Here is a 21,081-nt window from a genome sequence, read left to right as displayed (position 1 = left end):
GGAAGCTTCGTGAGCGCCTCCGAACGAGGTTGTTCGCATAAGCCACTGCTCCCGTCCGGTCAACCACCCCGATGACGCCAAAATCACCGAGGATGGATTTCCACGGTCGGCGTCTCGCGGGCGGCGGAGTCGACTTCCCCGCCCAGCCTAGACCGGCCTTGCCGAGGGAGATGCAACCCGCCGACATCCATGTCACGCATTCCCGACGCGACGCACGCGCGCCCCCGCTCCTGACTGGCCGTATGTGCTGCGGCCGTGGGGCCATTCGTCCGATGGGAAAATCGTGCGTAAATGTCAGCTCACCGAAACATCCATACTTGTCCGGGGTTGGCGAAGAGAGCGTGAGGCCCGATTCATTCCGGCGGCGTTTTGGGCAGGGACCGTCAGTGTTCGAGGAACGTCACAGGGTCCGCGTGGAATGAGCCCCGCCGGACAAGAGCGCTCCCGCCATGGGGCGAGGGAGGTCGCGGGTTGAGCGCGCGCGAATACGATCTTCTCGTCATTGGCGGCGGCATCAACGGCGCGGGTATCGCTCGCGACGCGGCCGGGCGCGGCCTCGGGGTGCTGCTCTGCGAGAAGGGCGATCTGTCCGAGTTCACTTCGTCCGCCTCGACGAAACTCATTCATGGCGGTCTTCGCTACCTTGAACATTACGAGTTCCGACTGGTGCGGGAGGCACTGGCCGAGCGCGAGCGCCTATTGCGGCTCGCTCCCCACATCATCTGGCCGCTGCGCTTCGTCCTGCCACACGACGAGGGCTTACGCCCTGCCTGGATGCTGAGGCTCGGTCTGTTTCTCTACGACCACCTCGCCCGCCTGCAGACCCTGCCCGGCTCGGCCTCCCTGCGCCTGCAAGGCACGGATCTGGGCGCGCCGTTGCAGCCGCGCCTGACGCGCGGGTTCGCTTATTCGGATTGCTGGGTCGAGGATAGCCGCCTCGTGGTGCTCAACGCCATGGATGCGCGCGAGCGCGGCGCCGAAATCCGGACGCGCACCGCCGTCGAATCCGCCCATCGCGATGAGACATCCTGGGTCGCCACAATCCGCGACGTCGTATCCGGCCGCCGCGAGACCGTACGTGCGGGCATGGTCGTCAACGCCGCTGGTCCCTGGGTCAGTGAGACCCTGGGGCGCACGCTCGGCCTCGCAAGCCGTGCGACGGTCAGGCTCGTCAAGGGTAGCCATATCGTCGTGAAGAGGCTCTATGACGGCGCGCAGGCCTATATCCTGCAACAGCCGGACGGGCGGATCGTCTTCGCGATCCCCTACGAGCGCGACTTCACCCTCATCGGTACCACGGATGTGCCCCATGGGGGGGAGCCGGGCCCGGTCCGAATCTCCGAGGACGAGACCCGCTATCTCTGCGACTGCATCAACCGGTCGTTCCGGGCTCGGGTCGGCCCCAACGACGTGGTGTGGAGCTTCTCGGGCGTGCGCCCGCTCTTCGACGATGCCGCCACGAATGTCTCCGCGGTGACTCGCGACTACGTCCTCGATGTCTCGGACCGCGATGGCCGCCTGCCCGTGCTCTCGGTCTATGGCGGCAAGATCACCACCTACCGGCGCCTCGCCGAACACGCGATCGGTAAGCTCGCCCCCTATCGACCGGGGTTGAAGCCCGCCTGGACCGCCACTGGGATTCTTCCCGGCGGCGACTTGCCGAATGCCGATATCACGAGGTTCCTCGGCGATCTCATGGCGCGACGGCCCTTCCTACCGCCGATGATGGCGCGGCGCCTGGCCCGTGCCTATGGCACCTGCACGGACGAGCTACTGGGCCCGGCACGGAGCCTCGCCGATCTCGGCACCGATTTCGGAGAGGGACTCACGGCGGCGGAGGTGGATTACCTGATCGATCGCGAATGGGCACGCAGCGCGCAGGACATCCTCTGGCGCCGCTCGAAACTCGGCCTGCATCTGTCACCCGAGGGACAGGCCCGGCTCGAAGACTATATGACCGGCAAGGCCAGCGCAGCCTGAGAGCCGATGGACTCGCGCCCGGCCTCGCGAGCCGTACAGGAACGACACGCTCCAAGGATGGGAGGCGGCCATGACCCGTTATGTCGGTGCCCTCGATCAGGGCACGAGCAGCACGCGCTTCATCGTCTTCGATCGCGGCGGCGCAATCGTCGCGTCGGCCCAGCGTGAGCACGAGCAGATCTATCCCTGCCCCGGCCATGTGGAGCACGACGCGAACGAGATCTGGCGCAACACCCGCATCGTCATGCGCGAGGCCCTGGCGATGGCGGGGCTGGTCGCTTCCGACCTCGTCTCCATCGGCATCACCAACCAGCGCGAGACGACGTTGATCTGGGATCGCGCCACCGGGCGCCCGCTTCACAACGCCCTGGTCTGGCAGGATACGCGAGTGGACGGGCTCGTGAGCGAGTTCGCGCGCGATGGCGGCAAGGACCGCTTCCGGACGGTCACGGGGCTACCCTTGGCGAGCTACTTCTCCGGCCTCAAACTCGCATGGCTTCTCGACCGGGTACCCGGCGCCCGCGTAGCGGCGGAGGCCGGGGATGTCCTGTTCGGCACCATCGATAGCTGGCTCGTCTGGAACCTCACGGGCGGACCCGCGGGCGGTCTGCACGTCACCGACGCAACCAATGCCAGCCGAACCCAGCTCATGGCTCTCGACACCCTCGATTGGGATCCCGGCATGATCTCGGCCTTCGGCATCCCGCGGGCGATGCTGCCGAAGATCGTCTCCTCGAGCATGGTCTATGGCGAGACGCGCGGCGCCCTCCCCGGGGTTCCCATCGCCGGCATCCTCGGCGACCAGCAGGCGGCCCTGTTCGGCCAGGCCTGCTTCTCTCCCGGCGAGGCCAAGAACACCTACGGCACCGGCTGTTTCGTGCTGATGAATACCGGCACGGCGCCGGTACCTTCCACCTGCGGCCTCGTCACCACCCTCGCCTACCGGCTCGGTGATCAGGCGCCGGTCTATGCGCTGGAAGGGTCCATCGCCATTACGGGGGCCCTGGTGCAATGGTTGCGCGACAACCTCGGCCTCATTCGGGACAGTGCCGAGATCGAGCCCCTCGCCCGCACCGTGGAGGACAATGGCGACGTGTATTTCGTGCCGGCCTTTTCCGGGCTCTACGCGCCGCATTGGCGCGAGAGTGCGCGCGGCATCATCGCGGGCCTCACCCGCTACGCCAACAAGGGCCACATCGCCCGCGCCGCTTTGGAGGCCACCGCCTACCAGACCCGCGAGGTCATCGAGGCGATGGAGACGGATTCCGGGATCGCCATCAAGGAATTACGGGCCGATGGCGGCATGGTCCGCAACGACCTCCTCATGCAGTTCCAGGCGAACCTCCTCGCGGTGCCGGTTCTGCGCCCGAAGGTGACCGAGACCACGGCACTGGGCGCCGCATACGCGGCAGGCCTCGCCACGGGCTACTGGGCCGGCACGGGCGACCTCGTCGCCAATTGGGGCGTCGACCATCGCTGGCACCCACGAATGGACGAGGACCGGCGCAACCGGCTCTACGCCGCCTGGGGCAAGGCGGTGACGCGTTCGTTCGGGTGGACGGAAGCGACGGGATGAGGAAGGTCGGCCATTGCCGGCCTTCTTCGCCTCACCGTGGCCCATCGAGAGAGAAATTGGAGGCCTCGCCCGGAATCGAACCGGGGTGCAAGGATTTGCAGTCCTCTGCGTAACCACTCCGCCACGAGGCCTCTCGCACATCCCATCGATGAGGGAATGGCGCCACCGGATCGGACGGTCGATCCGGGGTGACCGGTCTCTTACAGAGCCCGGGCCCCATCCGCAACGGGGATTCCGCGACAGGAGGCCAAACGGTGGCGAGGCCGTAAACAAAGCCGACAAATATGCGAAGAGGCCTTGCGTCCCGCCAAAGCCGTGTGTAGAGACCCCGCCGTGGTCCCCGATAGCTCAGTTGGTAGAGCAAGCGACTGTTAATCGCTTTGTCGTAGGTTCGAGTCCTACTCGGGGAGCCAATTTCCTCTTCGGTCGATTGTGACGCCGAACGAGGTATGGGTGTGAGGCCGAGCGGTCTCCTCATTTCAAACCTATTCCTGTTCAACCTCGGCCATCCATGAGCGCTTCGTTCCGCCGGACCGGCTATGCGTGGGTAGTGCAATGCGGTAGCGTCACTCGGTGCGGGGGACGTCATATTTTCGGCGTGTAGTGCTCGCATTGAGCTTCTATGTTCTCGAGCGGACGGGGCCTTCCTAACGATGGCAAAGATCGCTGACTCCGGGGGCAGTCAGAGACGGGGGCATGTCATGCTGCGGTCTATCTCCATCGTCGGAACCGCATTGCACGTTCGATGAAGTCTGCAAACATCCTGATGGACTACACGGATCTGGTGTCCTTCTTCAAAAGAGGGTTGCCGATCACCGGGATCCAACGCGTCGTCTATGAGATCACCAGCGCTATACAGGCGGACGATCTCGACTGCGTCATCACTCCCATCGGCATCACCCCCTTCAAACGGCGGCTCGCGCCCATCAGTGCCCCGATGTTGGAGCTCATCGAGGCCTATGGCCGGACCAATACCGTCAAGGGGCGCTCCCTCGTCGCCAAGGCGGTGGAGGAGCTGAGTTATGTCCGCATCTTCAAGAACCAGCCGGCGGCGGCTGCCGACAGTTCCATGCCCCGGTCCGCCCCGTGGCTCGTCATGCTCGGGGCGAGCTGGTCGCGCTCGAATTATGCCGGCATCGTCAGCGCGCTGAAATCCGCCAACATCTCCTGCCGCAAGGCGATCCTGGTCCACGACATGCTGCCGATCGAGCAGCCGAAGCTCACCTTCCGTTCAGCCCATGAGACGTTCAAGCGCTGGATCGATCTCGTGCTCGAGACGGCGGATGTGATCTTCACGCCATCTCGCGCCACCGCGGAAGCCTTGATCACCTATCAGGGGTTCGATTGCGGGCGGATCGTGACCCTCGATTTCGGAGTGTCGCAGATCGGTGACAACACCCCGCCGAGGCCGTTGAAGGTGAAGGGGCCCTACATCCTCTATGTCTCTTCGGTGCATCCGCGGAAGAATCACCGGGTCGCCATCAAGGCTTGGTCATTGGCCTTCAAGGGCAATGAGGAGGCGGCCCCGAGCCTGGTTTGCGTCGGGCACAGCAAGCGCAGGAAGCGCATGATGCTACGCGCTATTGTCAGGCGCACGCCGCTGGCCCGTAAGCTTCACTTCCTCGCCAAAGTGGACGATCTGGCGCTGCGGACCCTCTACAAGAACTGCCAGATGTTCCTGTTTCCCTCCCGCTACGAGGGGTGGGGCCTCCCGGTCGCCGAGGCCCTGAGCTTTGGCAAATTCGGCATCGTCTCGAAGACCACGTCCCTGCCCGAAGTCGGTCAGCACTTCGTCGATTATGCCCCTCCCCATATGACGAGCGAATGGGCCGCCAAGATCAAATCTTACGCAAGCGATCCCGGGTTGCTCCGGGCGAAGGAGCGCGAGATCGACAGGAACTATCGCCCCGCTACCTGGACCGATACGGGCCGGCAGATCATGGCGGCCCTTCGACGTGTGGACGAGGAGGCCAAGACCGCTCGGGCCGTCAAACGTCCCACCCCGTCCCACGGGACCCCGGCGCCGGCGGACACCGCCAGGCAGCGCGTCTCTCAGACGACATCGTGATGCTGGTCGCTCCCTCGCTGCCTTCCCATTAACGTGAACTCCTGCCCTGGACACCCCGCAGGAACCGCCTTAATCAGGCGCACCAATGACTTGAAGAGGATCCATGGATTCGGGATCGAGGCAATCAAATGCGAGATGACCTTGCTGTCTGTCGGCGAGATAAGATCTTTGGTCGCGTTGGATTGCTGGGTTTATAGTCACCTAAGCATCGATATCACTTTGTTTGGCTCCTAAATATTGATTGCCGTGGGACGAAAGCTAGAGCGTCGATCGTGTTGATGCTTGTGGGTCTAGGTTGTGCAGTGACGATGAGGTCGTCGTTTTCGTTTAGATAATCCAAGAATTGAGGACGTGATCTATGGCGACATCCATCACCCGGTACGTGCGTGAAAAAGGCGAGATTCCGCTGGCCTGGGCCGGTTCGACCATGGACATGAACTATCTCAACTTCGGCGACGCTTTGAGCCCGGTGATGATCGCGCTGCTTTCGGGCAAGCCGATCCGCAGAACGCCGATGAAGTCCTTCGCGCCTCGCCTGTCCTGCGTCGGTACGATCGGACACGGCTTCGCCAATGGTGAGGTCTGGTTCTGGGGGACGGGCTGCTCGAACTGGGCCAACCCCTCGGCGCCGGCGAACGAAAAGAAGCCGTTCGTTCCTTCGGCGGATTCGCACTTTACCGTGACCGCCACACGTGGGCCGGTCTCGGAATCGCTCCTCTCGGCCAAGACCCTCTCGCATGCCGTTCCCTACGGTGACCCAGTCTGGCTGCTGCCGCTTTTCTACAAGCCGACCGTCAAGAAGCGCTACAAGCTCGGTGTCATCCTACATCTGTCGGAGCTCGCCAATCGCGAGATGGAGGCGGTGCCGCGCAAGGAAATCGCGCGCTTCAGAATTCCGGCCGAACTCGCCGACGACGTCCATCTCATCACGACCGTCACCGAACTGCATGTCGGCGCGCTTCAGTCGAAGATCGACGAGATCCTGTCCTGCGAGCGGATCGTTTCCACCAGCCTCCACGGGATGGTGATCGCGGAATCCTACGGCATTCCCTGCCTGTATTTCGCGCCGAGCCTGAGCAAAGACGGGCTGCAATCGGTGGAGCTTACCCCCGAGGGGGATGTCGACCTGCGCATCGTCGATCTCTATACCGGCCTCGGCCTGCCGAAGATCGATGTCTACAATCAGCCGCGGCCCAAGCCGAGCGACTGGCCCGCCATCATGAAGGCCATCGACAAGAGCTGGTCGCCGAAGAGCTTCGATGGCGATGCCTTGATCAACGCCTTCCCTGTCGATCTGAGCCCGATCTCCGCCGCGCCCGGCGAGACGATCTGGGAGCACAAGGCACTGACCGACCTGAAACTCCGCCACGATGTCGGCGAATTGAACCGTCTCGACCGCAAGGAATTTCCGGGAGGTGCCAAGGCGGTGGCTGCCCGATTTCCTGATGAACCTTCCAAAGGCGCTCCCCAAGCTATGGCTGAAAAAAATGCCCCCCAACCGACTGTCGAAGATGCTGCCTTGGACGACGCGGCGAAGTTAGAAAAAAAAAAGACTTCCGCCGCTCTCCTGAAGCGCGTTAGGTCGACCTTGCCGCCCGGTTCAGTTCCCTTGGCCTGGGCGGCCAGCTCTCAGAAGTTTCCCCACGCAAATTTTGGTGACGCACTGAGTGCCGTGATGGTCGCCGCCATCTCGGGATGCGTCGTGCGGCATGCGGCCTTCGACAGCAATTCCGAGCGTCTCGTCGCGGTCGGTACCATTGGACACGCCATCCGCAACGGGACGGTCCACATGTGGGGCACCGGTCTCGATGCCCAGCGCTGCCCGGGTAGTCCGAACCCGGCGCCTTATCAGCGGCCTGCGGGAACCGAGTTCCACGTCCATGCCGTGCGTGGCCCCAAGACCGGCGCCGTGCTGAGGGCGCAGGGTATCGCGGTTCCGGAGATCTACGGCGACCCCGTTTACCTGCTGCCTAAATTCTGGCCCATGGATCACGTGGTGAAAACCCATGAGATCGGCGTCATCGTTCACCTGACCGAGCTTGCCTCCCAGGACCCCGCCGCCACTGTTCTCGACGTGATGACCCGCTACGGCATTCCCCCCGAGCGCAAGGGTGACATCCGGATCATCAACACGATCACCGACCGTGATGCGCCGTCCTTGCGCGCCAAGGTCGAGGAGATCGTGTCCTGCCGACACATCCTCTCCACCTCGCTCCACGGCCTCGTGATCGCGGAATGCTACGGTATTCCCAGTTCCTGGTTCGCTACCTATGGCCAGGGTGAAGGCCGGGAACTCAAACTCGACGACGATCAGGAGAAAGTCGATCACCGGGTGCGGGATTTCTATCTCGGCGCCGGTGTGACCCGCCTCAACGCCTTCTGCCTGGAGCGGCGCGCCAAGCCTGAATGGGACAAGGCCCTCGACTGGATCAAGGCCACATGGCGTCCCTTGGCCTACTCGCCCCAGGCCCTGTTCGAGGCCTTCCCGCTGCCGAAGGCGGTCGAGTACGAGGCGACCCCCTGGCCGGTGGAGCCGAAAGTGCTCAAAGCGCTGAAGTTCTAGGCTTCCGGCTCCGCGGAACGCGTCATATCGTCGTCCACGCGGCGATCTGGGAGAGCTGAACTCCGTCCCTTTCGGAGACGTCACCGCCCGGGGAGCAGGAACGGAATGCTTCCGTCATGGACCCGGGCCGCCGACGCGAAGACGGCACTTGGTCCAACTCTTTCATTTGGTCCGAGTCTTCTATCCTTGTCGCCAACGACCCATCGCAGAACCATCCAAGGAAGTCTGGAATGCCTAAAAGTGTGATGCTGGATGGGTATAACCTCGGGCTGGAGAAGGGTACCGGCGTCGCCACCTATGCCCGCAACCTGAGCTACGAGTTGCACGAGCTCGGCTATCGGACCGATGTCCTCTACGGGACCCGCGCCTCGCCAGGCATCGATCCGCTCCTGCGCGAGATCTCGTTCTTCGATCCGGCGGTCGGTACCCCGCCCCAATGGCTGGTGATCCTGCGCTATATCCGCGACCAGCTCACCTCACCTCTCGGGCGGCGTGCGGTGAAAGTGCCGATCACCGGCACCGTCATCAGCAAGACGTTCGAAGCGCGGATGCCGTATTTCGATCAGATCTGGAACAGCGTGAATCTGTTCGACGTCTCGCTCAGCTATTTCAAGACCTACAACCGCACGCTACGCGTCAGCGGCCTGCGCACGCCCGACATCATGCATTGGACCTATCCTCTGCCGATCCGGATTCCGGGCGCCAAGAACATCTACACCCTGCACGACCTCGTGCCCCTGCGCCTGCCCTTCACAACCGGCGACATCAAGCGGCGTTACCTGCGCCTGATGCGGCGCATCGTGAAGGATGCCGATCACATCGTCACCGTGTCCGAGACCTCGCGCCGCGACATCATCAACCTGCTCGGCTGCCCCGAGCACCGGATCACCAACACCTACCAGTCGGTGGAAATCCCGAAGAAGTTCGCCGAGAAGCCCGAAGACGTGGTCCGTCGCGAGATCGAGGGCGCGTTCGGCTTGCCCTATAAGGGCTATTTCCTGTTCTTCGGCGCCATCGAGCCCAAGAAGAATGTCGGCCGCCTCGTCGAAGCCTATCTTGCCAGCCAGGTCTCGGCGCCTCTCGTCATCGTCGGCGGCGCGGCCTGGAAATCGGATGTCGAGTTCAAGTTCATCAATCCGACGACGAACTCGTATCTCGAACAGATCGACAACATGACCTACCAGCGCGACCGCATCCGGCGGTTCGACTACGCGCCGTTCTCCCTTCTCGTCAGTCTCATCCGCGGCGCCAAGGGCGTGGTGTTCCCCTCCCTCTACGAAGGCTTCGGCCTGCCGGTCTTGGAGAGCATGCTGCTCGGCACCCCGGTCATCACCTCCAAGGAGGGCTCGACGCCTGAGGTCGCCGGCGATGCCGCGCTTCTGATCAACCCCTACGATGCCCGCGACATCGCCGACGCGATCCGCGCCGTGGATTCGGATGCGGATCTGCGCGGGCGCCTCTCCGAGATGGGCAAGGTCCAGGCGGCGAAGTATAGCCCCGAGATCTATCGCGGCCGCCTCAAGGAACTCTACGAGCGACTCTGAACGAACCTTTCCGGACCGCCGCCGGCCTCGTCGGCAGGCGGTTCGGACCACGATGAGGCCTCGACCCGAAATGGCGATTCTCGTGACCGGAGCGGCGGGCTTCATCGGTTACCATGTGGCCGATCGCTTGCTCGCACGTGGCGAGACGGTCTTCGGCATCGACAATCTCAATGATTATTATTCGGTCGCACTCAAGCGTGACCGGATTACCGATATCGCGACGCGCCGGGGCGACTCGTTCCGCTTCCTTCCCCTCGACTTCTCGGATCACGAGGCCCTGGACAGGGGGCTGGACGGGCATGGGATCGACAGGATCGTCCATCTCGGGGCGCAGGCCGGGGTGCGCTACTCCATCGAGAACCCGCGCGCCTACGTTCAGGCCAACGTGGTCGGTCACCTCAACATCCTGGAATTTGCGCGCCACCGGGGTGTGGCGCATCTCGCCTATGCCTCGTCCTCCTCGGTCTATGGCGGCAATACCTCCCTGCCCTTCCGGGTCGAGGACCGTGTCGACCATCCGGTCTCGCTCTATGCCGCCACAAAGAAAGCGGACGAGTTGATGAGCGAGACCTACGCCCATCTTTATCGCCTGCCCCAGACGGGCCTGCGCTTCTTCACCGTCTACGGGCCGTGGGGACGGCCCGACATGGCCTTGTGGCTGTTCGCCAAAGCCATCTTCGCGGGCGAGCCGATCCGTGTGTTCAACGACGGTGCGATGCGGCGGGATTTCACCTATATCGATGACATCGTCGCCGGCATCCTCGCCTGCCTCGACAATCCGCCGCCCGATGACGGCGCGGAGAAGGCGGGCGGCAGTCATGCGCCGCACCGGCTCTACAACATCGGCAACAACACGTCGGTGCCGCTTCTGCGCATGATCGACGTGCTGGAGGAAGCTTGCGGGCGTCCGGCGATCCGTCGGTCCGAGCCGATGCAGTCCGGCGACGTGAGGGAGACCTATGCCGATCTCAGCGCCATCTCCCGTGACCTCGGCTATGCCCCGACGACGCCGATCGAAATCGGCATCCCGGCCTTCGTGCGCTGGTTCAAGGCCTATCACCGGCTCGGCTGATACGAACCAGACACCCCCGCGGCGACGGCATTGCAGATGGACAGCGTCCTGTCGGGGATCCGGCTGCTAGCGGGAGGTCCCTCATCCCCCAAATGGGGGATGGCAGCAATGGGCGGGATGCTAGTGTTCCCAGGACCGACGGGCTCGACCTTACCCGGGATTCCTATGGAACAGAGATGTTCATCGATTGCCGTATCACCTACGACCTCCGATCAGATGATCGGAGCCTCGACCTTTGGACAGTGTTCGACACCAAGACCGGCCGCCCGGCATTGGTGAATGGTGTCCGGCAGGTCGGGCTTGCCTTCGCTGCGGCCGACGCACTGGTCGACGTCCTGAACGCCATGGAGCGCGCCGCGCCTGGCTCGTCCGTAACCTGGTGAAGCAGGGCTCAGCGCCCTGGATCGTCCGTCTTTTCGCCCTTATGGCCGGGAGCGTTCGCGCCGTGAGCCGATCACGGGCGTGAACGACTTTAGCCCCTTCGGCGCCCCGTCCTTAAGACAACGCTAACCCTGTTCTTTTACCACGTTGGGGTCGGCGAGGAGCCGTCCCGATGTAAGGGCCGTGCGTCTTGGACGTGGGCGATCCTCTGGGGCGATCTTTGGCCGCCGCGTCCGTCGCGCCGGTCCGGGATGCGTGAAGGGACGTCCGAGAAACACCCCGGGCAGTGGTCTTGTCGCGCGAGACGTTCGACGCCAGGGCCGCGGAGAGACAGTCGTCCGGGATGCGTGCAGGGCCGACCGCAGGATGGCACAGGACGGGGCTTCGTAGCCTGATCCTGACGGCCGCCGTCGCCTTGCCGGGGGTGCAGGCGCAGGCCCAGTCGCGCCCGGCGACACAGCTTGCTACCCCGACTTTCGGCAGCACGAATCCCTCCTCCGCCACGGGTGCCGGTACCACGGGTGGTCCGACCCTGCGTGGGAGCGGCGCGTCCGGCGATGCATCGACGGGTGCCGCCTCCCCAAGCGACGGCGCTTTTTCGCAGACGGACGATGGTTCGGCCGGCACCGCTGCCCGGCGGCGCTCCCCTTCGCCCGTTCCGCCTGTGGCTTCGAGCGCCGGCAACAACCGCAATCCCACCGATCTCTTGCGCCTGCGCGCGATCCCACCTCGTCGTTTCGGCGTGGCGACGACGCGGCCGGTCCGTTCCATCGTGCGGACACCGTCGCCGGACCTGCGCCTGACCCCGGTGATCCGCAACGCCGTCGTCGGCGCGCCGCTGCCGACCCCGTCACCCGCCCCGCCCCTGGCGCCGTCCCTGACCCTGCTACCGCTCGCCGGGATCAGCACGCCGGGTGCTTTCCTCGGCTCGGCCCTGCGCAGGCCGCTGGTGGTGGACGAGGCCTATGCCCCCCTCGGCATCAAGCTCGGGACCTTCACCTTCCTGCCGGTGTTCCAGCAGAGCGTGGGCTACGACACCAATCCGGACCAGGTCACGCCCAACCGCGCCAAGGGGTCGCTCGCCCTGCGCACCGAGGGCGAACTCGCCTTCCGCAGCGACTGGTCCTCGCACGAACTCGCGGGCGAACTCCGCGGCGGCTATCTCGACTTCCCTGACAACCAGGCCGCCAGCCGGCCCAACGGCGCGGGTACCGTTCGCCTGCGCCTCGACGCCAACCGCAGCACCACCGTCGATGTGGAGACCCGCTTCCTCGTCGACACGCAGCGGCCGGGCTCGCCCGACATCAATGCCACGCTCTCGAACCGCCCGATCGTGGCGAGTTACGGCACGACGATCGGTGTCACCGAGACGTTCAACCGTCTCCAGGTCTCCCTGCGGGGCCTCATCGACCGGTCGGAGTTCGAGAGCGCGACGCTCTCCAACGGGGCGATCCTGAACCAGAGCGACCGCAACCTGAACCAGTACGGGCTGAGGCTGCGCGCCTCCTACGAGATCTCGCCCGTCATCTCGCCCTTCGTCGACGTCCTGGCCGATACCCGCGTCTATGACCTGCGCACGGATTCCAACGGGATCCGCCGGAATTCCGATGGCATCACGGTCACGGGCGGCGCGCGCGTGGCGCTCACCCGTTTCGTCAACGGCGAGGTCTCGGCGGGTCTCCAGCATCGGACCTATGTCGATCCGGGCCTGAAGGACCTCACCGCGCCGATCATTAATGCGGCCCTGATCTGGACGGCGAGCCCGCTCACCACGGTGCGGCTCAACGCGGCCACCGGCATCATCGAAACCGCCGTCCCGGGATCGAGCGGCGTGCTGACCAAGGCGGTGACGCTGGAGGTGCAGCACGACCTCCTGCGCAACCTGTCGATCACGCTGGGCGGCGGTTACCTCGCCAGCGACTACGATCGGGTCAACATCACCGAGCGTGGTTTCTCAGCCACTGCCCGGCTCGACTACCGCTTCAACCGCTGGCTCTCCCTGCGCGGCAGCTACATCTACCAGCAGATCGACAGCAGTTCCGCTGGGTCGAGCTTCAGTGCCAATACCTGGCTGCTGGGGCTACGGGTCACGCCTTGAGGGGGCTCGGGCCGCCTCCTGAAACCTGAGCGTCCGCAGGGCTTCAGGCGGCCTCTGTCAGGTGCCGGATAAGGCCCTACCGCGCCAATGCCAGCGACGCGCCGGACTTGGAAAGCGCACCGTCCAGCGCCCCGCCGCCCTGGCGCAGGCGGGCCGTCACGGTGCCGCCGGGTTGGTAGAGATAGACTTCGCCGTCGCGGTAATCCCAGGCGGTGACCTTCGCCAGATCCTTGTTGGCGCAACCGGACGCATTCGCCTTGTAGAGGTCGAGGGCGGGGGCGCTCGACAGGGATACCTTGCAAGTCGCGCCCGTGGCGTCCCTGGCGTTCCAGCTTCCCACCACCGAGGAGCGACCGCTCGACACGACCGGCGGAGCCGGCGGTGGCACGTAGACCGGCTCGGCAACGACCGGCGCAGGCGCGACGGCCACGTCCGTACCTACCGGAGGCGGGGCGTCGACAGGGGCGGCGCTGGCGCCGGGGGGAGGAGCAAGGGGGGAAGAGGTCACCGGACCGGCGGGCATGGCCGGAGCGGCCGGCTCGAGGGCGGCCTGGGCACCCAGACCGGCACGGCTGCCGCGGCTCGGCCCATCGAGGCGCGACGAGCTGCAGGCGCCGAGGCCTGCGGCAAGGGCGACGAGGGCAACGGTCGACAGGACTTGACGCGGCATCGATCTCTCTTCCCGGCGGGGACATCGGCAATAGACCGCTGCGTCACCGCCAATTGCGCTGACGGCAAGGCAATGCGGGACGACCGAGAGGGGAAAGGCGCATCGCTCTGGCTTTTCGGACACGGTGTGGCGGCAAGGCCTCAATCGCCTCCGCGCATGCTCGCGGCCTCAGCGCCGAGGTGCCACTCCATCGATGGCAAGCCGAAGATGCATGGGCCCGCGCAAGGCAGCGCCCGAGCGATAGGGAGGCGGATCGTCGACGAGACGCGGATGGACGAGGCGTTGCGCCAGCGCCACCAGGGCCGCCTCGGCCTCGAACCGGGCGAGCGGGGCGCCCGCGCAATAATGGAGTCCGCCGCCGAAGCCGAAATGACGGATATCGGGGCGATCCGGATCGAACCGGTCCGGATCGCAGAACACTGCCGGGTCGCGATTTCCGGAGGCAAGGAGGAGGACAATGTCGGCACCCTCCGGGATGGTGATGCCGGCGATGTCGATGGCGCTCAATGCCCGCCTTGTCCGGAAATGCACCGGTGGGTCGTAGCGCAGCATCTCTTCGATCAGACGCGGCGCGAGGTCCGGCTCGCCGGCGAGCCGCGCGAGGATATCGGGGTGGCGCACCAGAGCCAGCGTGCTGTTGGCGATGAGGTTCACGGTGGTTTCGTGCCCGGCCACCAGCAGCAGGATGGCGCTGGCGATGAGGTCGACTTCGCCCATCCCCGGTTCGCCGCCTGGCCCGGAACCGGCACTCAGGCCCGACAGCATGTCGTCTTGCGGATGTCGGCGCTTTTCCTTGATGAGGCCACGCATGTAGGTGGAGATCTCGTCGAAGGTGATGATGTTCTTCGCTCGTGCCTCTTCGTTGCCGAGGTTGTCCGGTTCGAGGGCCGAGGCGAGCTGCGTCGCCCAGCCGTGGAATTGCGGCTCGTCCTCCGGCGGCACGCCGAGCATTTCGCAGATCACCGTGACGGGAAGCGGATAGGCGAGGTCGCAGACGAGGTCGAAGCTCGTCGCATCGCTCTGCTTGTCCAGGAGGTCGGCCACGAGGTCATGCGAGCGCCCACGCATGGCATGAACGCGCTGATGGGTGAATTGCCCCATCACGGCCATCCGCAACCTGTCGTGATCCGGTGGATCGCGGAAGATGAAGGGGCGATGGGTGTTGGTGAGGTGGTCCTTGACCGGGTTGACGATCCAGTCCGAGAACGGATTACCGGTCCGGGGGCGTTCGCTCGGCGGCAGTGTCTCCGAACTGATCCGCGGATCGTGCAGAAGGCTCGTGATCGCCGCATGGGTCGAGACCACATAGATGCCGTCGTCCTGGCGTGAGACGGGCGTCTCGCGCAGTCGGGCATAGAGCGGATAGGGATCGGCCCGGTTCGCCTCGTCCTTGACCGCCTCGAACAGCTGTCCGGTCTTCATGGCGATGTCCGTTTCTCGGGAAAGCCCGGCGACAGCACCGTCAGATTGTGTTCGTCGGTTCCACCGCGGATGGGGGGGAATGGTGCGCGGGCGGCGATCTGCTCGGCATAGGCGGGAAGCCACCGGGCGGAATCGAACGACACGGCTGCGATGCAGCGGCCTTTCGCGCCGTAGACGACGACGAAGCGGCCCTCCTTCGGGCTCCCCTGCGCGAAGACCATGGAATCCGCCCCTTCGGTGAGGCCGACCGACTTGATCGTGATCCCGCCCTGGGACGACCAGAAGGCGGGCATCTCGTCATAGTCCGTCTCATTGGCTTCGCCCGCGAGAAGGCGCCCGGCGTGCTCGCCCTGCGCCACGGCGTGTCCCCAATGTTCAAGGGCGACGGGACGTCCGTCAAAGAGCGGATGGGGGAACCGCGCCACGTCGCCGGCCGCGGCGATGGCCCTGTCCGGACGCCCCTCGGTGTCGAGGGCGTGGCCGGCCTCGTTGCAGACGACGCCGCCCGGCCCGGCATCGAGCCCCGATCCACTCAGCCATTCAGTGTTGCGCACCGCGCCCAACGCCACCACCACGAGGTCGGTTTCGACTACATTGCCGTCCTCGAGAATGGCCCGGACCACCCGGCCTGCCTCATTGCCTTCGAGCCGCGCGACCTTGGTCCGGCTGCGCAGGTCGACGCCGAGAGCTCGGTGCAGGGCAGCGACGATCTCGCCCACCGGCTGCCCGAGGATCCGGGCGAGGGGCGCCGGCCCCGGATCGATCAGCGTGACGGCGCGGTCGAGGGCCCGGCAGGAGGCCGCGACCTCGCAGCCGATGAAACCCGCGCCGATGATGAGGACGCGCTTGGGGCCGGCGGCGAGCGCCTGACGCAGGGCGGCGGCATCGTCGCGCCCGCGCAGGGTATGGACCCCGGCAAGGCCTGCCTCGGTCGGGTTCGGCCATGATCGTGCGCGCGAACCCGTGGCGATGAGAAGCCGGTCATACGACAAGGTCGTACCGTCGGCGAGGCGGACCTCGCGCGCCTGCCTGTCGAGACCGGTGGCGGCGACGCCGAGCCGCCAATCGGCAGCGAGGGCGTGGAGGTTCGGCAGGACCGTCGCTTCGGGCGCCACCTCGCCCGTAAGAGCGGATTTGGAGAGCGGCGGCCGGTCGTAGGGGCGATGTGGCTCATCGCCGACAAGGGTGAGGCGGCCGGCAAAGCCCGCGCGGCGCAGGGCCTCGGCCCCGCGCAGGCCCGCCAGGGACGCGCCGACCACCACCGTATGTCCCCCGGTGTTCTTCCTTTCGGCGTCCATGCTTCTCATCGGCCCTGTCGCTCCGGATCCTCGACGCGGATCGCCTGGACCGGGCAGGACACCCGAGCGCGCTCGATGGCGAGACGGGCGGAGGAAGAGGGAGCGGGGTCGTAAAACAAAGCCTCTCGCCCATGCAGCACGAAATGTCCCGGCGCCGCGTAGCAGCACTGAGCATAGGCTTGGCAACGGTTGAGATCGACGGTGACGCGCAAGGGTGGCGTCGCGTCGGGTGGCAAGGAAGAATCTGGCATGAGGCTCGCTGCAGGAATCACCCGACAAGGTTTCCGGCGAGCCGAGGTTCCGTCGCGAGCGCAAAGGTCGCGTGAGCGCTTCACGATTCGGCGTCGGTCCCGAGCTTCCGGTGCATCACCAGGGCATCGACCAATCCGAGGGTCGGATGCCGGAACGCGTCGGGCAGGCGCGCAAGTTCCGAGAAGCCGAGGCTCTTCCACAGGGCTACCGCGCGGGTATTGCTGGCGACGACGAAGTTGAACTGCATTGCCAGGAAGCCCTGCCGGGCGGCATCGTCGATGGCGTGTCGTCCCATGGCGCGGGCGATGCCGCGGCCGACCGCGTCGGGATGCGTCATGAAACCGGCATTGGCCACATGGGCCCCGCCACCCTGCTGGTTCGCCTTGAGCATGAAGGTACCGAGCACCCTGCCCTCGTCCACGGCGACGAAGACCTGGTTTGCCAGGCCGAACCAATAGTCCAGCATGGCCTTGCGGGATCCGTCACGCGGAAGCGCATAGGTCTCGCCCGCCCGGATCACCGGCTCGAGGATGGACCAGATCGCATCGGAATCGTCGGGTTCGGCGGCACGAATAAGAAGGGACGTCATCGTTCGATCCGGGCTCATGCCACTCCGATTCTTCCCCAACCGGGAAGTTTGATCGCCGGGCGGCGCAGGTCGAGTCCTGCGACGAGGCCGAGCAGGTTGATCTCGACCCCCTCGACCCAGCCGACAGTGATACCGGCATAGCCGCCGACGGTCAGCCTGATTCCAGTGCCGCTCGGCGTGCGCTCGACGATGCGTCCGGGGGGCGCCCAATCCTTCCCCAGCGCCGTCGGCGGAAGAGTGACTTGCGGCTCCGGCAGGCGGGCCAGCACATGCGCCGCGAAGCTGTTCGAGTTCGGGCCTGGCCAGGCCCGGTAGGTTCCGAGCGCCCGGTAGGGGTAGTCGGCCACGGCCGCGCGGATCGCCGGGATGGCGCGGGCGGCATCGTCCCCGTCGAGGGCGAGAATGGTTTGCGGATCGTTGCCGAACCAGCGGCCGTCTGCGGCCCAGCCATCCGTGCGGACCGGCATCCCCCAGCCGACCACGTCGTAGCGGGTGTAGCGAGCGGCACCGGCCGGTTTCACCACGATCCAGCTGTGATGGGCAAAGATCCCGCGCCAGCGCCCGACACGCGCCGCATAGACCCTGACGAGGGCCGGATCGGTCGCTTTGGGCGGGCGCAACAGCCCGGCGCTCGACCAGTCGGCCACTGCCCAATCCGCTGCGCCGCCGCCCCGCGCCGTCCACCACAGCGCATGGGTGCCGAGCGGCAGAAGGAACAGACCGAGCAGAAGGAGGCCGAGCATTCGGACGGTGGTGCCAAGGAGGGAGAGGGAGATCACGAGCAAGGATGTTTGCCTGCGCCGAGCCTCCCGCAAGCGCCGCTTTCGTCGCAGCGGCGCATGCCGTTGATGCCGTTGATGCAGTTCGGCAACAGGCGGGGCTCCAACCGTCCATCTGCGCCCTCCCCCCTTGCGGAAATAGACGCTCTCGCGGATGAAACATTATAACATAATTCTTGAGGGGCGTGATGCGGACGAGACGATCGAGGATCTGGCTGGCCGGGACGATGCTATCCGGCGCGGGCCTGACATCCGGCGCGATGGTCGCTCCCGTAGCGGCCCAGCAGGCCGAGGCGACGCTCTCCGAACTCAGCGTGACCTCCGCGAGCCCGATCCTTCCCGCCCCCGGCCCTTCCGCCGTGGGTGGGTTTCCCACCGGCGTGCTACCGGTCGTCGGCGACAGCTTTTCCCCCGTCACGGTGGTGACCCGCTCCGAGATTCAGCGCAACCAGCCCCGCACCCTCGGCGACGCCCTGTCCGACCGCCCCGGTATCTCGTCCTCGACCTATGCGCCGGGCGCGGCTTCGCGGCCGATCATTCGCGGCCTCGACAATGCGCGGGTGCGAATTCAGGAGAACGGAATCGTCAATGGCGGCGTATCCGATCTCGGCGAGGACCATGCGGTGCCGGTCAACCCGCTCACCGCCGATCGTATCGAGGTGATCCGGGGCCCGGCGACCCTGCGCTACGGCTCGGGAGCTATCGGCGGCGTGGTCTCGTCCGAGAATAACCAGGTGCCGACCTTCATTCCGGCCCGGGGTGTCTCCGGCCAGGTCACCACCGGCTATTCCAGTGTCGATAACGGTCGGCTCGGCGCGGCGAGCGTCGATGCCGGGGCCAACGGCATCGCGGTCCATGCCGACGGGTTCAAGACGGCAACCGATTCCTACGCGATTCCCGGCGGCATCCAGCGCAATTCGGCCACCGAGACGCAGGGCGGCTCCATCGGAATCTCGGCGATCGGCGATCGCGGCTTCCTCGGCGTGTCGTTTAGCCATTACGAGGCGATGTACCAGATCCCCGGTGGCGAGTCGGAAGAGACCCGCTCAAGTCTGAACCCGAAGCAGGACCGGGTGCTCGCACGTGGCGAGTACCGACCGCTCCAAGGGCCGTTCGAGGTTCTGCGGTTCTGGGCCGGCGGCTCGGTCTACCGCCACGAAGAGATCGGTCTGGCGCATCACGACCATGAGCATGAGCACGACCATGAGGAGGTGGCCGGCCCCGAGGGCGTGCAGGCCATCTTCAAGAACCGCGAGGTCGAGGCCAGGTTCGAGGCGCAGCACGTGCCGGTCGTCACCGCGCTCGGCACCCTGACCGGCGCGGTCGGCGTGCAGACTAGCCGGCGCGTCCTCAATTCGCAGCTCGAGAGCTTCCTGCCGCCCACGGAATCGCGCTCCCTGGCCGCTTATCTGTTCGAGGAACTCGCAGTGGGGGGCGGCCTGCGCTTCCAGGCGGCCGGCCGGATCGGGAACGACCGGCTCAACAGCATCGCCACGCTGTTCCCGGCCGACTATCTGCCCGGCGGCATCGATCCGTCGAGCTACGCACTGACCCGCCGCTTCGCCCCCAAGAGTCTGAGCTTCGGCGCTCTGCAGGACCTCCCCTACGGGTTCGTGGCGAGCATCAACGGCTCCTATGTCGAGCGCGCGCCCACCAGCTACGAGCTGTTCTCGCAGGGACCGCACCACGCCTCCGCGACCTTCGAGATCGGTGATCCGACCCTGAAGCTGGAACGCGCCCGCACGATGGAGCTCAGTCTGCGCCGGGCCGAAGGTCCCCTGCGCCTCGACGCGACCGGATATGTCACGCGCTATACCGGCTTCATCTACCGCCGGGATACGGGCAACCGCTGCGATGACGATTTCGCCTCTTGCGGCAGCGGCGACGAATTGCGCCAGATCGTCTACTCCCAGGCCAACACGACCTTCTACGGGGCCGAGATCGGCGCGCAGCTTGACATCGTTCCCGTTGGCGACGGCTGGGCAGGGATCGAGGCGCAATACGATTTCGTACGGGCGCAGTTCGACGACGGTTCCTACGTTCCGCGCATTCCTCCCCATCGTCTGGGTGGTGGCGCCTTCCTACGGGCGAATGGCTGGTTCGGCCGTGTGAACCTCCTTCACGCCTTCGACCATACGGAGATCGCGCCGTTCGAGACGCTGACCCGGGGCTGGAACGACCTGCGCGCCGAACTGGCCTACACGCAGTCCCTCGACCCGGCGATCTACGGCGCCACCGAGGTCACGGTGGGGCTCCAGGGGCGCAACCTCCTCGACGACGATATCCGCAACTCCGCCTCGTTCAAGAAGGACGAGATCCTGCTGCCAGGTCGCAACGTTCGGCTGTTCCTGACGGCCCGGTTCTGAAGCCGGACCCCTCCTCGAAACGGGCCGCACCGGCCCGTTTCGGGACCGATGAGACCGAAGTCGGACAGTTAGCTGCCCGCGGCGTGGCAAACCGTGCTATAAGGTGAGCAACCCCGCACGAACCCGTGCCCTGGGCAACTCCATGAGGCCCAAGTGGCGAATGCGTTTAAAAGTGGTGCGTCCCAGTCGCGCACCACCAACGATTTCAACGAACGGGCCAAGCAGCTCTCCGAGCGTCTCGGCGCTATCGAGAAGCCGGCGCAGATGAAGCGCGGCAACGCCCCGCGCCGCTCGTTCAAGGCCGGCCCCCGCCCCGAGGCCGATACCGAGCCGAAAGGCGAGGTCGAGACGACCTCCGAGAAAGACGAAGGCGAAGCTGAGGGCGAGGCTTAAACTTCGGCCTCCTGTCACTAGTCCTGATGT

Annotated in this window: 16 protein-coding genes and 2 tRNA genes; 11 read left to right on the top strand and 7 right to left on the bottom strand. The window is 65.7% G+C overall.

From position 1 onward, the window contains the following. The first annotated feature begins 471 nt into the window (after positions 1–471). Both glpD and glpK read left to right on the top strand, forming a co-directional pair. Positions 472–1,980 (top strand): glycerol-3-phosphate dehydrogenase, encoded by a 1,509-nt coding sequence (glpD, locus tag RQI43_RS04850; RefSeq protein ID WP_311274400.1) that lies wholly within the window; start codon positions 472–474, stop codon positions 1,978–1,980. Between the two features lie 70 nt (positions 1,981–2,050). Further along, positions 2,051–3,556 (top strand): glycerol kinase GlpK, encoded by a 1,506-nt coding sequence (gene glpK, locus RQI43_RS04845; RefSeq protein WP_311274399.1) that lies wholly within the window; start codon positions 2,051–2,053, stop codon positions 3,554–3,556. Positions 3,557–3,613: 57 nt separating this feature from the next. Here glpK and RQI43_RS04840 read toward each other — a convergent pair. After that, positions 3,614–3,687: transfer RNA gene (locus RQI43_RS04840), tRNA-Cys, on the bottom strand. Between the two features lie 206 nt (positions 3,688–3,893). Between RQI43_RS04840 and RQI43_RS04835 the strand changes: the two genes are divergently transcribed. From RQI43_RS04835 to RQI43_RS04805, 7 genes are all read left to right on the top strand, one after another. After that, positions 3,894–3,969 (top strand) — tRNA-Asn (locus RQI43_RS04835). A 332-nt stretch (positions 3,970–4,301) separates the two neighbouring features. Further along, positions 4,302–5,624: a glycosyltransferase family 1 protein gene (locus RQI43_RS04830; RefSeq protein WP_056433899.1), complete on the top strand. Its 1,323-nt coding sequence runs from the start codon at positions 4,302–4,304 to the stop codon at positions 5,622–5,624. 358 nt (positions 5,625–5,982) lie between these two features. Continuing rightward, entirely contained in the window at positions 5,983–8,187 is a 2,205-nt protein-coding gene (locus RQI43_RS04825; RefSeq protein WP_311274398.1) for a polysaccharide pyruvyl transferase family protein, read from the top strand. 230 nt (positions 8,188–8,417) lie between these two features. Further along, positions 8,418–9,731, top strand: a complete 1,314-nt coding sequence (locus RQI43_RS04820; protein ID WP_244477932.1) for a glycosyltransferase family 1 protein — start codon at positions 8,418–8,420, stop codon at positions 9,729–9,731. Positions 9,732–9,801: 70 nt separating this feature from the next. After that, positions 9,802–10,803, top strand: a complete 1,002-nt coding sequence (locus RQI43_RS04815; RefSeq protein ID WP_056433889.1) for an NAD-dependent epimerase/dehydratase family protein — start codon at positions 9,802–9,804, stop codon at positions 10,801–10,803. A 176-nt stretch (positions 10,804–10,979) separates the two neighbouring features. After that, positions 10,980–11,186, top strand: coding sequence for a hypothetical protein (locus RQI43_RS04810; RefSeq protein ID WP_056433887.1), 207 nt, complete (start codon positions 10,980–10,982; stop codon positions 11,184–11,186). A 341-nt stretch (positions 11,187–11,527) separates the two neighbouring features. Beyond that, the gene (locus RQI43_RS04805) at positions 11,528–13,282 is read left to right on the top strand and encodes an outer membrane beta-barrel protein (protein ID WP_311274397.1); all 1,755 of its coding nucleotides are present in this window, start codon (positions 11,528–11,530) and stop codon (positions 13,280–13,282) included. A 76-nt stretch (positions 13,283–13,358) separates the two neighbouring features. Here RQI43_RS04805 and RQI43_RS04800 read toward each other — a convergent pair whose 3' ends face one another. From RQI43_RS04800 to RQI43_RS04775, 6 genes are all read right to left on the bottom strand, one after another. After that, positions 13,359–13,952 carry an AprI/Inh family metalloprotease inhibitor gene (locus RQI43_RS04800; protein ID WP_311274396.1) on the bottom strand — a complete coding sequence of 198 codons (594 nt, stop codon included), beginning with the start codon at positions 13,950–13,952 and terminating at the stop codon, positions 13,359–13,361. 168 nt (positions 13,953–14,120) lie between these two features. After that, positions 14,121–15,374, bottom strand: coding sequence for a cytochrome P450 (locus RQI43_RS04795; RefSeq protein WP_311274394.1), 1,254 nt, complete (start codon positions 15,372–15,374; stop codon positions 14,121–14,123). After that, positions 15,371–16,672 (bottom strand): FAD-dependent oxidoreductase, encoded by a 1,302-nt coding sequence (locus tag RQI43_RS04790; RefSeq protein ID WP_311274393.1) that lies wholly within the window; start codon positions 16,670–16,672, stop codon positions 15,371–15,373. Before RQI43_RS04790 ends, RQI43_RS04795 begins: the two co-directional genes overlap by 4 nt. Before the next feature lie 5 nt (positions 16,673–16,677). After that, positions 16,678–16,923, bottom strand: a complete 246-nt coding sequence (locus tag RQI43_RS04785) for a ferredoxin (protein WP_200919226.1) — start codon at positions 16,921–16,923, stop codon at positions 16,678–16,680. Between the two features lie 80 nt (positions 16,924–17,003). Next, positions 17,004–17,513, bottom strand: a complete 510-nt coding sequence (locus tag RQI43_RS04780) for a GNAT family N-acetyltransferase (protein ID WP_311274392.1) — start codon at positions 17,511–17,513, stop codon at positions 17,004–17,006. Positions 17,514–17,527: 14 nt separating this feature from the next. Next, positions 17,528–18,256, bottom strand: coding sequence for a DUF3750 domain-containing protein (locus RQI43_RS04775; RefSeq protein ID WP_056434251.1), 729 nt, complete (start codon positions 18,254–18,256; stop codon positions 17,528–17,530). Between the two features lie 224 nt (positions 18,257–18,480). On the opposite strand from RQI43_RS04775, the gene RQI43_RS04770 reads away from it, so the two are divergent. Beyond that, positions 18,481–20,658, top strand: a complete 2,178-nt coding sequence (locus tag RQI43_RS04770) for a TonB-dependent receptor (protein ID WP_405030555.1) — start codon at positions 18,481–18,483, stop codon at positions 20,656–20,658. Between the two features lie 153 nt (positions 20,659–20,811). Then, the gene (locus RQI43_RS04765; RefSeq protein WP_056433863.1) at positions 20,812–21,051 is read left to right on the top strand and encodes a hypothetical protein; all 240 of its coding nucleotides are present in this window, start codon (positions 20,812–20,814) and stop codon (positions 21,049–21,051) included. Positions 21,052–21,081 lie beyond the last annotated feature (30 nt).

Source organism: Methylobacterium sp. WCS2018Hpa-22, from assembly GCF_031843785.1.
Taxonomy (GTDB): domain Bacteria; phylum Pseudomonadota; class Alphaproteobacteria; order Rhizobiales; family Beijerinckiaceae; genus Methylobacterium.
The sequence above is the reverse complement of the archived record's forward strand: the minus strand, read 5'-3'. Positions and strand labels throughout refer to the sequence as shown.